At 66.4% G+C, this 14,525-nt stretch carries 6 protein-coding genes; 4 read left to right on the top strand and 2 right to left on the bottom strand.

From position 1 onward, the window contains the following. The first annotated feature begins 32 nt into the window (after positions 1–32). The 3 genes from DFS13_RS27310 to DFS13_RS27300 all read left to right on the top strand — a co-directional run bounded on the left by DFS13_RS27310 (position 33) and on the right by DFS13_RS27300 (position 2,557). Positions 33–1,142 (top strand): malate/lactate/ureidoglycolate dehydrogenase, encoded by a 1,110-nt coding sequence (locus DFS13_RS27310; protein WP_006498874.1) that lies wholly within the window; start codon positions 33–35, stop codon positions 1,140–1,142. Then, the gene (locus DFS13_RS27305; protein WP_006490858.1) at positions 1,139–1,678 is read left to right on the top strand and encodes a TfoX/Sxy family protein; all 540 of its coding nucleotides are present in this window, start codon (positions 1,139–1,141) and stop codon (positions 1,676–1,678) included. Before DFS13_RS27310 ends, DFS13_RS27305 begins: the two co-directional genes overlap by 4 nt. A gap of 300 nt (positions 1,679–1,978) precedes the next feature. Continuing rightward, entirely contained in the window at positions 1,979–2,557 is a 579-nt protein-coding gene (locus DFS13_RS27300; RefSeq protein ID WP_034202058.1) for an NnrU family protein, read from the top strand. A 33-nt stretch (positions 2,558–2,590) separates the two neighbouring features. Here DFS13_RS27300 and DFS13_RS27295 read toward each other — a convergent pair whose 3' ends face one another. Together DFS13_RS27295 and DFS13_RS27285 are read right to left on the bottom strand one after the other, a co-directional pair. Beyond that, positions 2,591–3,970, bottom strand: a complete 1,380-nt coding sequence (locus tag DFS13_RS27295; RefSeq protein ID WP_048989361.1) for an amino acid permease — start codon at positions 3,968–3,970, stop codon at positions 2,591–2,593. Between the two features lie 289 nt (positions 3,971–4,259). Next, a complete protein-coding gene (locus DFS13_RS27285; RefSeq protein ID WP_006490854.1) occupies positions 4,260–4,997 on the bottom strand; it encodes a sulfite exporter TauE/SafE family protein in 738 nt (245 codons plus the stop codon). Positions 4,998–6,211: 1,214 nt separating this feature from the next. Here DFS13_RS27285 and adhA point away from each other — a divergent pair. After that, positions 6,212–14,314, top strand: a complete 8,103-nt coding sequence (adhA, locus tag DFS13_RS27280; protein ID WP_111442325.1) for a cable pilus-associated adhesin AdhA — start codon at positions 6,212–6,214, stop codon at positions 14,312–14,314. Positions 14,315–14,525: the final 211 nt, after the last annotated feature.

Here is a 14,525-nt window from a genome sequence, read left to right as displayed (position 1 = left end):
CCGACCCGAACCGCCTTGATGGAGTGTTGCCGATGACCGCACTGCCGACGCCCGATACCGAACCGCTGCGCATGCGCGCCGAACCGCTGCATGCCTTCGTCGCGGCACTCTGGGAACGGGCCGGCAGCCACCCGCGCGAGGCGACGCTGGTCGCCGATCACCTGGTCGGCGCGAATCTCGCGGGCCACGATTCGCACGGGATCGGGATGATCCCGAATTACGTCGCGTCGTGGCGCGAAGGGCAGTTGCAGTTGAACGGGCACGCGTCGATCGTCCGCGACGGCGGCGCGGTGCTGACGATCGACGGCGGGCGCGGCTTCGGCCAGGTGATCGCGTTCGAGGCGATGGTCGAAGGAATCGAGCGCGCGCGGCGCATGGGCATCTGCGCGATCGGGCTGCGCGACGTTCATCACCTCGGCCGCATCGGGCACTGGGCCGAGCAGTGCGCGCGCGCCGGGCTCGTGTCGTTCCATTTCGTCAACGTGCCGGGCGACCTGCTGGTCGCGCCGCTGCACGGCACCGATCCGCGTTTCGGCACGAATCCGTTCTGCGCCGCGTATCCGCGGGCGGGCAAGCCGCCGTTGCTGCTCGATTTCGCGACGAGCGCGATCGCGTACGGCAAGACGCGTGTCGCGTACAACCAGGGCAAGCGCGTGCCGGCCGGGTCGCTGATCGACCATCGCGGCCAGCCGACCGACGATCCGGCCGTGATGCACGAGCAGCCGTTCGGCGCGCTGCTGCCGTTCGGGCTGCACAAGGGCTATGCGCTCGCGGCGATGTGCGAGATCTTCGGCGGCGCGCTGGTGGGCGGGCATACGACGTACGGCGATACGCTGCAGAAGACGAGCGCGATCGTCAACGGGATGCTGTCGGTGCTGATCGATCCGAACGCGTTCGACGCGGCCGATGCCGAACGCGAAGCCGATGCGTTCGTCGCGTGGGCGAAGGCGTCGCCGCGGGCCGGCGATGCGCCGGTGCAGGTGCCCGGCGAGCCGGAAGAGGCGAGCCGCGCCGCACGCGGCACGGCCGGGATTCCGGTCGACCGCGCAACGTGGCGGCAGATTCGCGAGAGCGCGGCGGCCGTCGGGGTCGACGCGGCCGAGTTCGATGCGTGGACGCAGCGCTGCGAGGCGTCCGCATGAGCTGGCAGGCGGAGAAGGCGCACGGCGAGGAAATTGCGTATCAGCTTGCGCCGCTCGGTACGGTCGCCGTAGCACGGTTCTTCAGCGGGGCGGCCTTGCGGCTCGACGGCGTGATGTTCGGCTTCCTGTCGCGCGGGTCGCTGTTCCTGCGTGTCGACGACGTGAATCGCCCGGCGTTCGTCGCGGCGGGGATGGGGCCGTTCTCGTATGCGCGGCCCACGCGCACCGTCTCGCTCGAGGGCTATTACGAAACGCCGGCCGACGTGCTCGAGGATGCGGGCGCGCTGTTCGACTGGTGCCGCAGCGCGTATCGCGCGGCGCTGCTGGCCGGGCCGCCGAAGCGCAAGGCGCGGGCGGTGTCGAAGACGGGATCGAGGGCGGCGCCGAAGCCTGCAGCGAAACCAGCGCCCAAAAAGGCATCCACGCCAGCGGCGAAATCCGCATCGAAACCGGCGTCGGCGCAGAAAGCGAAACCGGCATCGAAATCATCATCCGCGCCGGCACCGAAACCGGCAGCGAAGCGCAAGCAGACGTAATACCGGCCGCGCGGCGCGACAGCCTCGCAAGGTTCGCTTTCCTTTCTTTCAGACCGCCTCGTCGCGGCCGACCAGCACGCCGCGCGGGCGGCTGGCCCGCGCGATCCGGCGCATGAACGCATCGAGCGTGACGCACCGCACATCCTGCGTGCTTCACAACGGCGGCCCCGACGTTTATGATCGGCGCGGGCTGCGCCCTGCGTCGCGCGACCCGCGCCGGCCTCGCCGCCGGCCCGCGAACGGCGCACCGTACGCCGCGCGGCACGCTTCCCCACTCATCATTCCAGACGGAGACAGCCGATGCTCGTCCTGATTCTCGGTTTAGCGATCTTCCTCGGTGTGCACTCGATCCGGATCGTCGCCGACGGCTGGCGGTCCGCGACGATCGATCGGATCGGCGAGAAAGGCTGGAAGGGCGGCTACGCGATCGCGTCGATCGTCGGCTTCGTGCTGATCATCTGGGGGTACGGGATCGCCCGCGCGGGCGCGACGTTGCTGTGGGTGTCGCCGGTCGGCGTGCGCCACCTGACGGGCATGCTGACCGCGGTCGCGTTCGTGCTGATCGCCGCGTCCTACGTGCCGCGCAACCGGATCAAGACGCTCGTCGGGCATCCGATGCTGGCCGGCGTGATGGTGTGGGCAGTGGCGCACCTGCTCGTGAACGGCACCGTACATGCGGTCGTGCTGTTCGGTGCGTTCTTCGTGTGGTCGATCGTCGATTTCGTCGTGTCGCGTGCGCGGGATCGCAGCGACGGTGTCCGCTATCCGGCCGGCGGGCTGGCCGGCGACCTCGCAACCGTGGCGGCCGGGCTCGTCGCCTGGGCCGTGTTCGCGCTGTTCCTGCACGGCCCGCTGATCGGCGTGCGGCCGTTCGGCTGAACGGAACGCGCACGCCGGTCGGCCTCCCGCCGGTCAACGCCCCTTCGCGCCGGCGGCCTGCCCGAACGACGGCTGCTTGCGCCGCAGGAAGTACGCCGCGACGATCGCGAGCGCCGTCAGCACCGTGAACCAGAACTGGAAGCGCGAATCCGGGTTGAACGCCTGCGACCCCAGCACGGCGACCAGCGCCAGCAGCGCGACCCAGTTCGATACCGGATAGAACCACGCGCGGAACGCCGTCGGATCGCGTTGCTCGTGCTTCGTCTGCCGGCGCATCGCGAAGTGCGCGACGATGATGAAGATCCACACGATCATCACGAACGCGCCGCTGCTCTTCGCGAGCATCAGGAACAGGTCGCCGCCGCTCACGAAGTGAATGCCGAGGATCGACACGCAGATCGCGAGGCACAGCACGAGCGCGTTCATCGGCACGCCCTTCGCGTTGGTGCGGCCGAACACCGCGGGCGCGTGGCCGCGCTGGCTCAGCGAGAACAGCATGCGCGAGTTCGAGAACAGGAACGAGTTCATCACCGACATGAACGACACGAACAGCACGATCTTCATCGCGACGGCGGCCTCCGTGAAGCCTGCCATGCCGAACAGCGATACGTACGGCGATTTCAGGTTGGCCTTGTCGGTCCACGGCATGCACAGGATCAGGATCGACACCGAGCCGACGTAGAACACCATCACGCGCACGATCACGCTCTTGATCGCGCGGATCACGTTCCTGCTCGGGTTTTCCGATTCGCCCGCGGCCACTGCCGCGATCTCGCTGCCGCCGAGCGAGAAGATCACGACCATCACGCCGGCGAGCACGGGCGAGATGCCGTTCGGCATGAAGCCGCCGTGATCCGTGAGGTTCAGGAGCCCCGGTGCGGGAATGCGCGGCTGGAAGCCGAGCAGGATCGACGCGCCGAGCGCCATGAACACGATGATCGTCGCGACCTTCGCGAACGACAGCCAGTATTCGGCTTCGCCGAACGAGCGCACCGAATACGCGTTGCTCGCGATCAGCGTGACGAGCATGAACAGCGCGCCGCCCCAGATCGGCAGCCACGGCAGGAAATCGTGGAGGATCGCGCCGAGCAGGATCGCTTCGACGGTGATCGTCATCATCGACTTGAACCAGTACAGCCAGCCGACCGCGAAGCCGGCCCATTCGCCGAGATAGCTGCTCGCATACGTGGAGAACGATCCGCTGTCGGGATTGCGGGACGCCATTTCGCCGAGCATGAACATGACCAGCGTGACGATCACGCCGCCGATCAGGTACGACAGGATCGCCGCGGGGCCGGCCGTTGCGATGATCGCGCCGGAGCCGACGAACAGGCCCGCGCCGATCACGCCGCCGAGCGCGATCATCGTGATGTGCCGTTGCTTGAGGCTTTGCCTCAACGAGTTGTCCTGCATCTCCTACCTCTAGTTATTGTTGGCCGGGAACGTATCGGGCGGCGCGGCGGCAAGCGTTCTGCCGCTGCGGGGCGCCGATGTCGAGGGAGCGTGTGTGACGCGATGTGCGGGGCCGCCGGCGGTGAATCGAAATGGCGGCCACGGTGTGCCGGTCGGTGCCCGCGAGAGGGCGATGATGGCGACAAACCGGATTGTCGGCGGACACTGCCGCGACGGCAAACGAGATATGCGAAAGACGTCTTGCGGTTTGCTCATCAATTGCCGCGATCGCGGCAGGCGTGGGCGTGGGTCAGATCGGTTTGACGAACAACCCGATGGTCAGCAGCACGCCGATGCAGACGATCGCGATTCGCAGCACGCGTTCGTTGACGCGATGCAGCGCCCATGCGCCGAGCAGGCCGCCGACGATGGCGCCGCCGCCGAGTGCGATCGCCGCGCGCCAGTGAAGGTGCGGCGAGGTGAGGAACAGCACGACCGCCGACGCATTCATCACGCCCGCGAGCGCGTTCTTGGTCGACATCGCGCGACGCGGCGGCAGGCCGGCCATCGTCAGCGCGGCCATCATCAGGAACCCGATGCCGCCGCCGAAGTAGCCGCCGTAGATCGCGATCAGGAACTGCGAGGCCCCGGCCGCGACAGGGCCGAGATGTTGCGTGCCCGCGCCCGGCTTGCGAAAGAAGCTGCCCCATGCGAACACGATCGTCGCGAACAGCACGAGCCACGGGACGAGGCGCGAGAAGATCGACGAAGGCGTCTTCAGCAACAGCAGCCCGCCGAGCGCGCCGCCGACCACGCTGATCGCGAACAGCGCGCGAAACGGCAGCCTGCCCACGCCGCTCACCATGTTCCGGCTCGCCCAGCCCGTCGTGACCTGGCCGGGGAACAGTGCGACCGTCGACGTGATGTTGGCCGCGAGCGGCGACATCCCCGACACGATCAGCGCGGGCAGCGTGACGAACGAGCCGCCGCCGGCGAGAGCGTTCTGCAGGCCGGCCCACAGGCCGGCGAGGATGATGAGGGCGAGCACGATCGATTGATCCGGGATATTCCGACCTTGAACCGCGAACGGCCAGGCTTGCCGGGCGGGGATGCACGATGGTAATTCAGGACCGCGGCCGATGCACGCACGATACGCGGCGTGCCGATGGCGGCCAGGACGCGGACGAAATGAGCATCGATTGTCTGCGGCGACGATTCAATTAATAAAGACCAGGTCGTTTATTTCGTTTCTGGATTCATCGGGTGTGGTTTTCGGGAGACGGGTTTTTTGGTATGAGCGGACAGGGTTGCGGTGAAAGTTGAATTGGATTCCGGGCATCCAGGCAGAAACGGATGCTGGGGTCGGAAGCGCCCGGATGTCGGAAGTTTTTGAGTGAATGTCGGGAAGAGAGAAGCGTCTCGCGAAAATCCTTGTCGTCGAAGAGGTTTTTGGCAGGATCCGACGCGTCGAAATGCTCGATCTCAATATAGTTGCATGGTGAGGTTCGATTTCATTTTTCACCCTGCAGCGTTGGGTGCGAGCGTGCGTGCATACGCCTTGTCGCACCGGCTGGGCCGAAAACATTCGGTTTCCAGCGGTGCTTTCGGGGATAACCCGCATCGCGATGACTCATTGCCACGACAGCGAATAAGGAGAACCAATCCAGACAATTGTTTATGTTTTTATAAGCGGCGGGAAATATGCGAAAGAAAGGCTGAAAATATTTGTAAAAGTGCCAGTGGAGTGCAATCATGTACGTGAAAGACCGGTGTAATCTAAACGCAGGCACGAGCGGTACATAGAGAGAGTGATGGTGCACCGCGGCAATTCGCCCTGATCAAGCGAATTGTTGATGATTCGCGATAAAAGGAAATAACTAATATGGCGAGGGCGGTAGAAATGCAGATCCAATATCAAACAAAAAATCGCCGCGTGGACAACACCCGCGGCGCGAGGGCCATCAAACACGTATGTCCGTCGGACTGGCGCGTTGTATTGGGCCATTTCCCGGCACGCAGGGCGAACGGCTGTTCCGGCCGTCTGGACTCATCCCTGATTCCGTAGCAGCCCCGGCTCCATTTTTCCTTTTCCGGCATAGGCCGCCTCGGGCGGGCTAGCGGCTCGTTGCGTCCCGCGCGAGCCGGATACCCGGTTTGCAGCGGCGCGAATTCGCGTCGTGCTCCGTCGCGCCTGTTTGGTTGAACGTTTGCCTGTCATCGACGGGCCAGGTTTTGTCACATCCATCTACAAGGAGTCGGGCAATGGTTTCCTCGTCGGTCTTGAGCAATCACGTCGATGTTCCGGTCGCCAACGGGTCGCAGGTCGTCGCGTCGCCAGGAGGCCCGGCCAATTTCCTGCTGTCGGCCCACAAAGAGGACGTGGCCAACTATGCGCGTTCGGGGAACGACCTGGTCGTCGAATTCAAGGACGGCCGAACAGTGCGCGTTCAGGCGTTCTTCGAGAACGGCGCGGATTATCACAATCTCGTCTTCGTTCAGGACGACGGGCGATTTCTTGTGCAGTTCGGCCCCGCACTGCAGGCGACCGGCGATGGCATCGTCGATGCGGCGCTCACTTATGCGCCGATCGGCGACGGGTTGTCGACCGGTGCGCTGCTCGGAATACTCGGCGGCGTCGCCGCGGCCGGCGGCATTGCGGCAGCCGCGGCCAGCGGCGGCGGTGGGGATGACGGCGGTAGCGGCGCCAGTGGCGGAGGAGCGCCGACCGGGCCGGCGCGACTGGCGATCGATTCGATCGATGGGCAGTCGACCGACGGCAACGGCAATATCGTCACGGGGCGGGCGTCGCCGACGATCGCGGGTTCGGGCGCTCAGCCGAACACGACGGTGACGATCCAGGTCGATGGTCAGACGATCGGTGCGGTGACTGCGGACGCGAACGGGCGCTGGTCGTACACGCCCGGTACGTTGCCGGAGGGCGCCCATCAGGTCACCGTGACGCAGACCGACAGTAGCGGCAATACGAGCGAGCTGAGCACGGTGGGGATCGTGGTGGATACGATCGTGCCGGAAACGCCTGCGATTACGGCCGTCAGCGACGATGCACAACATCCGGTGACGATCGGCGGTGCGACGAGCGATACGACGCCGACGCTCGGCGGTACCGCGGAAGCGGGTAGCAGGGTGAGCGTGTATGACGGCACGACGCTGCTGGGAACGACGACAGCGGATTCGTCCGGGAAGTGGACATTTACGCCGACCACGGGTTTGGGCGAGGGCGCGCACTCGATTACGGTGACTGCGACAGATGCGGCCGGCAACGTGAGCACCCCGAGCGCGGCCTTCGAGCTGACGATCGATACGACGGCTCCCGCGCTGCCCACGGTGAACGCGACGGACGGTACGTCGCTGTCGGGCACGGCGGAAGCGGGCGCGACGGTCAACATCGATACGAATGGCGACGGTACGCCGGACGCCACCGTGACGGCTGACCCGAGCGGCGCGTGGACGTACACGCCGTCGACCCCGCTGCCGATCGGGACGGTGATCGGCGTGACGGCCACCGATGCGGCGGGCAATACGGGGCCGTCTGCCTCGGTGACGGTGACGGGTGACACGACGGCGCCTGCGGCACCGATCATCGGCACCGTGACGGATGACGTGGGTTCTGTTGTTGGTGCGATCATTTCCGGAGGCAGTACTGACGACGCGACGCCGGCATTGAGCGGCACAGCGGAAGCAGGCAGCACGGTGAGCGTGTATGACGGCACGACGTTGCTGGGCACGACGACAGCAGACCCGTCCGGAAACTGGACGTTCACGCCGACCACCGCGCTGGGTGAGGGTGCACACAGCCTGACCGTCACCGCCACGGACACGGTCGGCAACGTGAGTGTTCCGAGCACGGCCTTCGACCTGACGATCGATACGACAGCTCCGTCGATTCCGACAGTGAACGCGACCGACGGTACGTCGTTGTCGGGCACGGCGGAGGCGGGTGCGACGGTCAACATCGATACGAACGGCGACGGCACGCCGGATGCCACCGTAACAGCCGACCCGAGCGGCACGTGGACGTACACGCCCTCGACCCCGCTGCCGGCTGGCACGGTGATTGGCGTGACGGCCACCGATGCGGCGGGCAATACGGGCCCGTCTGCTTCGGTAACGGTGACGGGCGATACGACGGCACCGGGTGCGCCGGTCATCGGTACGGTGACGGACGATGCGGGCTCTGTTGTTGGTGCGATTGCCTCTGGCGGCAGTACTGATGACGCGACGCCGACATTGAGCGGTACAGCGGAAGCAGGCAGCACAGTGAGCGTGTATGACGGCACGACGTTGCTCGGCACGACGACAGCGGACCCATCCGGAAACTGGACGTTCACGCCGACTACTGCACTGGGTGAGGGTGCACACAGCCTGACCGTCACCGCAACGGATACGGCCGGCAACGTGAGTGTTCCGAGCACGGCCTTCGATCTGACGATCGATACGACGGCTCCGGCGATTCCGACAGTGAACGCGACGGACGGTACGTCGTTGTCGGGCACGGCCGAAGCGGGTGCGACGGTCAACATCGATACGAATGGCGACGGCACGCCGGACGCCACCGTAACAGCCGACCCCAGCGGCGCGTGGACGTACACGCCCTCGACCCCGCTGCCGGCTGGTACGGTGATCGGCGTGACGGCCACCGATGCGGCAGGCAACACGGGCCCGTCTGCCTCGGTAACGGTGACGGGTGACACGACGGCACCGGGTGCGCCGGTCATCGGCACCGTGACGGATGACGTGGGTTCTGTTGTTGGTGCGATCATTTCCGGCGGCAGTACTGATGACGCGACGCCGACATTGAGCGGTACAGCGGAGGCAGGCAGCACAGTGAGCGTGTATGACGGCACGACGTTGTTGGGTACGACGACGGCCGACCCGTCCGGAAATTGGACGTTCACGCCGACCACGGGTTTGGGAGAGGGCGCGCACAGCCTGACCGTCACCGCCACGGACACGGCAGGCAATGTGAGTGTTCCGAGCACGGCTTTCGAGCTGACGATCGATACGACGGCTCCTGCATTACCGACGGTGAACGCGACCGACGGTACGTCGCTGTCGGGTACGGCCGAAGCGGGTGCGACGGTCAACATCGACACGAACGGCGACGGCACGCCGGACGCCACCGTAACAGCCGACCCGAGCGGCGCGTGGACGTACACGCCCTCGACCCCGCTGCCGGCTGGTACGGTGATCGGCGTGACGGCCACCGATGCGGCGGGCAATACGGGCCCGTCTGCTTCGGTAACGGTGACGGGGGATACGACGGCACCGGGTGCGCCGGTCATCGGTACGGTGACGGACGACGTAGGCTCTGTTGTTGGTGCGATCATTTCCGGAGGCAGTACTGATGACGCGACGCCGACATTGAGCGGCACAGCGGAAGCGGGCAGCACGGTGAGCGTGTATGACGGCACGACGTTGTTGGGTACGACGACGGCAGATCCGTCCGGAAACTGGACGTTCACGCCGACCACGGGTTTGGGTGAGGGCGCACACAGCCTGACCGTCACCGCAACGGATGCGGCCGGCAATGTGAGCACCCCGAGCACGGCCTTTGACCTGACGATCGATACGACGGCTCCTGCATTACCGACTGTGAACGCGACCGACGGTACATCGCTGTCGGGCACGGCCGAAGCGGGCGCAACGGTCAACATCGATACGAACGGCGACGGCACGCCGGACGCCACCGTAACAGCCGACCCCAGCGGCGCGTGGACGTACACGCCGTCAACCCCGCTGCCGGCTGGTACGGTGATTGGCGTGACGGCTACCGATGCGGCGGGCAATACGGGCCCGTCTGCCTCGGTGACGGTGACGGGCGACACGACGGCGCCTGCGGCACCGATCGTTGTTAGTGTCACGGACGACGTTGGCTCGATCGTCGGGCTGCTGACGACTGGCGCGACGACGGACGACACGACCCCGACGCTTGCCGGTACGGCGGAAGCAGGGAGCACAGTGAACGTGTATGACGGCACGACGTTGCTGGGCACGACGACAGCAGACCCGTCCGGAAACTGGACGTTCACGCCGACTACCGCACTGGGTGAGGGCGCGCACAGCCTGACCGTCACCGCCACGGACACGGCCGGCAATGTGAGTGTTCCGAGCACGGCCTTCAACCTGACGATCGATACGACGGCTCCTGCATTACCGACTGTGAACGCGACCGACGGTACATCGCTGTCGGGCACGGCCGAAGCGGGCGCAACGGTCAACATCGATACGAACGGCGACGGCACGCCGGACGCCACCGTGACAGCCGACCCGAGCGGTGCGTGGACGTACACGCCGTCAACCCCGCTGCCGGCTGGTACGGTGATTGGCGTGACGGCTACCGATGCGGCCGGCAATACGGGCCCGTCTGCTTCGGTAACGGTGACGGGTGACACGACGGCGCCTGCGGCACCGATCATCGGCACCGTGACGGACGACGTGGGCTCTGTTGTTGGTGCGATCATTTCCGGCGGCAGTACTGACGATGCGACGCCGACATTGAGCGGCACAGCGGAAGCAGGCAGCACGGTGAGCGTGTATGACGGCACGACGTTGCTCGGCACGACGACAGCGGACCCATCCGGAAACTGGACGTTCACGCCGACTACTGCACTGGGCGAGGGTGCACACAGCCTGACCGTCACCGCAACGGATACGGCAGGCAACGTGAGTGTTCCGAGCACGGCCTTCAACGTGACGATCGATACGACGGCTCCGGCGATTCCGACAGTGAACGCGACGGACGGTACGTCGTTGTCGGGCACGGCCGAAGCGGGTGCGACGGTCAACATCGATACGAATGGCGACGGCACGCCGGACGCCACCGTGACAGCCGACCCGAGCGGCGTGTGGACGTACACGCCGTCGACCCCGCTGCCGATCGGGACGGTGATCGGCGTGACGGCTACCGATGCGGCGGGCAATACGGGGCCGTCTGCCTCGGTAACGGTGACGGGTGACACGACGGCGCCGGCCGCACCGATCGTTGTTAGCGTCACGGACGACGTTGGTTCGATCGTTGGCCTGCTGACGACTGGCGCAACGACGGACGACACGACCCCGACGCTTGCCGGTACAGCGGAAGCAGGGAGCACGGTGAGCGTCTATGACGGCACGACGTTGCTGGGTACGACGACGGCAGATCCGTCCGGAAACTGGACGTTCACGCCGACCACGGGTTTGGGAGAGGGCGCGCACAGCCTGACCGTCACCGCAACGGATACGGCCGGCAATGTGAGTGTTCCGAGTACGGCCTTCAACCTGACGATCGATACGACAGCTCCGTCGATTCCGACAGTGAACGCGACCGACGGTACGTCACTGTCGGGCACGGCCGAAGCGGGCGCAACGGTCAACATCGACACGAACGGCGACGGCACGCCGGACGCCACCGTAACAGCCGACCCGAGCGGCGCGTGGACGTACACGCCGTCGACCCCGCTGCCGATCGGCACGGTGATCGGCGTGACGGCTACCGACGCGGCGGGCAATACGGGGCCGTCTGCCTCGGTGACGGTGACGGGTGACACGACGGCGCCTGCGGCACCGATCGTTGTTAGCGTCACGGACGACGTTGGCTCGATCGTCGGGCTGCTGACGACTGGCGCAACGACGGACGACACGACCCCGACGCTTGCCGGTACAGCGGAAGCAGGCAGCACGGTGAGCGTGTATGACGGCACGACGTTGTTGGGTACGACGACGGCAGATCCGTCCGGAAACTGGACGTTCACGCCGACTACCGCACTGGGTGAGGGTGCACACAGCCTGACCGTCACCGCAACGGACACGGCCGGCAACGTGAGCCCCCCGAGCACGACCTTCGATCTGACGATCGATACGACGGCTCCTGCATTACCGACTGTGAACGCGACCGACGGTACGTCACTGTCGGGTACGGCGGAAGCGGGCGCGACGATCAACATCGACACGAACGGCGACGGCACGCCGGACGCTACCGTAACAGCCGACCCGAGCGGCGCATGGACGTACACACCATCGACCCCGCTGCCGATCGGCACGGTGATCGGCGTGACCGCCACGGACGCGGCTGGCAACACCGGCCCGTCCGCGTCGGTAACGGTTGCAGACCTGACGGCGCCGGCCGCACCGATCATCGGCACCGTGACCGACGACGTCGGCTCGATCGTCGGGCTGCTGACGACTGGCGCAACGACGGACGACACGACCCCGACGCTTGCCGGTACAGCGGAAGCAGGCAGCACGGTGAGCGTGTATGACGGCACGACGTTGCTGGGCACGACGACAGCAGACCCGTCCGGAAACTGGACGTTCACGCCGACCACGGGTTTGGGAGAGGGCGCGCACTCGATTACGGTGACTGCCACGGACACGGCCGGCAACGTGAGCCCCCCGAGCACGGCCTTCAACCTGACGATCGATACGACGGCTCCTGCATTACCGACTGTGAACGCGACCGATGGTACGTCGCTGTCGGGTACGGCGGAAGCGGGCGCGACGGTCAATATCGATACGAACGGTGACGGCACGCCGGACGCCACCGTGACGGCCGACCCGAGTGGCGCGTGGACGTACACGCCGTCGACCCCGCTGCCGATCGGCACGGTGATCGGCGTGACCGCCACGGACGCGGCTGGCAACACCGGCCCGTCCGCGTCGGTAACGGTTTCAGACCTGACGGCGCCGGCCGCGCCGATCATCGGCACCGTGACCGACGACGTTGGCTCGATCGTTGGCCTGCTGACGACTGGCGCGACGACGGACGACACGACCCCGACGCTTGCCGGTACGGCGGAAGCAGGCAGCACGGTGAGCGTCTATGACGGCACGACGTTGTTGGGTACGACGACAGCGGGCCCATCCGGAAACTGGACGTTCACGCCGGCCACAGGCTTGGGTGAAGGCGCGCACTCGATTACGGTGACTGCCACGGACACGGCCGGCAACGTGAGCCCCCCGAGCACGGCATTCGCGATCACGGTCGATACGACCGCACCGACTGCGACGGCCACGCTGACGACCCTGACCGACAACACCGGCGTGCCCAACGACTGGATCACCGGCGACACGACCCCGACCCTGAGCGGCACGCTGAATGCTGCGCTCGGTGCGGGCGAGGTCGTCCAGGTCAGCCTCGACGGCGGCGCCCACTGGACCAACGCGACCGTCAACGGCACGAACTGGACCTGGTACACGCCGGGCGTGTTGTCCGCGGCGAACTACACGGCGACGGTGCGCGTGGTCGATGCCGCCGGCAACCTCGGCCCGACGACGTCGCAGCTTTTCACGATCGATCCGAATGTCGCACCGGTCGTATCGGCGCAGGCGTCGGGGAACCTGCTCGGGATCATCGGCGCGAACCTGCTCAACCTGATCGATTTCAGCACGCAGCAGGCGTTCTCCGCATCGGACTACAACAACAACCTCGATCACGTGACGCTGCACTACGGCGGATTGCTCGGCCTCGGCGCGCTGCAATTCAACGCGAACCAGGCGCTGGCGAACGAACTGGGGCTGCACTTCAACGTCGTCAACAACCCCGGGATCCTCGGCATCATCGGGCCGTCGTCCGACCTGACGATCACGGCGACCGACGGCGGCCCGATCGACAACCTGAGGCTCAACGAGTTTCTCGGTTCGATCACGCTGAACGGCGGGCTGATCAGCATCAGCGCGCTCGACAGCGTGACGATCTCCGCGACCGACAAGACAGGGCTGTCCGCATCGGCCACCGCCGGTCAGTTGCTGAACGCGAGCCTGCTCGGCTCGACGCAGTCGGCGTCGATCATCGAGGGGACGTCGGGCAGCGACACCGTCACGGGCACGTCCGGCAACGACCGACTGTACGGCTATGGCGGCGACGACGTGCTGAACGGCGGCGACGGCAATGACCTGCTGCGCGGCGGCGCCGGCAACGACACGCTGAACGGCGGCAACGGCAACGATATCCTGATCGGCGGCGCCGGTAACGACACGCTGACGGGCGGCGCCGGCACCGACGTGTTCCTGTGGGAAGTCGTCGGCGCGGACAACACCGGCGGCAACGGCCATGACGTCATCACCGACTTCCAGCTGGCAAGCGGCCCCACCGATACGAGCGGCGACAAGATCGATCTGTCGAAGCTGCTGGTCGGCTACACGGCCGACGCGGACGGGCCCGCGCACTACGTGGACGGCGTGCCCGCGATCGATGCGGGCGACACGATCGGGCAGTTCCTGTCGGTGACGAACGTCGGCGCCGATACGGTGATCAGCATCGACCGCGACGGCGCCGGGACGGCGTTCGGTTCCGAAACCCTCGTCACGCTGAACAACGTGACGACCAACCTGGAGAGCCTGCTCGCGAACCATCAGATCATCGTCTGACCGCAGCGCCCCGGGGAGGCCGGCCTGCCTCCCCGACACGGCAGGCCCGTTCGCATCGCGACGCGGGCTCGCCCGACGCATATCCGTTCCCGCGTCATGCGCGGGGCCAGCTTTGCCGGACGGCTCGCCGCCGGCGTCCCGATGATGCTCAAGACAACCGCTTGCTCCAGATTCACAGTGCGTCGCGCCGCTCGCGCGGCGCGTGCCGTTT

The sequence above is a fragment of the Burkholderia sp. 28_3 genome, assembly GCF_003253915.1.
Classification (GTDB): Bacteria; Pseudomonadota; Gammaproteobacteria; order Burkholderiales; family Burkholderiaceae; genus Burkholderia; species Burkholderia cenocepacia.
The sequence above is the reverse complement of the archived record's forward strand: the minus strand, read 5'-3'. Positions and strand labels throughout refer to the sequence as shown.

Coding starts and splice junctions, on each gene's coding strand:
- DFS13_RS27305 (WP_006490858.1), top strand. CDS start 1,139: ATGAGCTGGCAGGCGGAGAAGGCGCACGGCGAGGAAATTGCGTATCAG.
- adhA (WP_111442325.1), top strand. CDS start 6,212: ATGGTTTCCTCGTCGGTCTTGAGCAATCACGTCGATGTTCCGGTCGCC.
- DFS13_RS27310 (WP_006498874.1), top strand. CDS start 33: ATGACCGCACTGCCGACGCCCGATACCGAACCGCTGCGCATGCGCGCC.
- DFS13_RS27300 (WP_034202058.1), top strand. CDS start 1,979: ATGCTCGTCCTGATTCTCGGTTTAGCGATCTTCCTCGGTGTGCACTCG.
- DFS13_RS27295 (WP_048989361.1), bottom strand. CDS start 3,970: ATGCAGGACAACTCGTTGAGGCAAAGCCTCAAGCAACGGCACATCACG.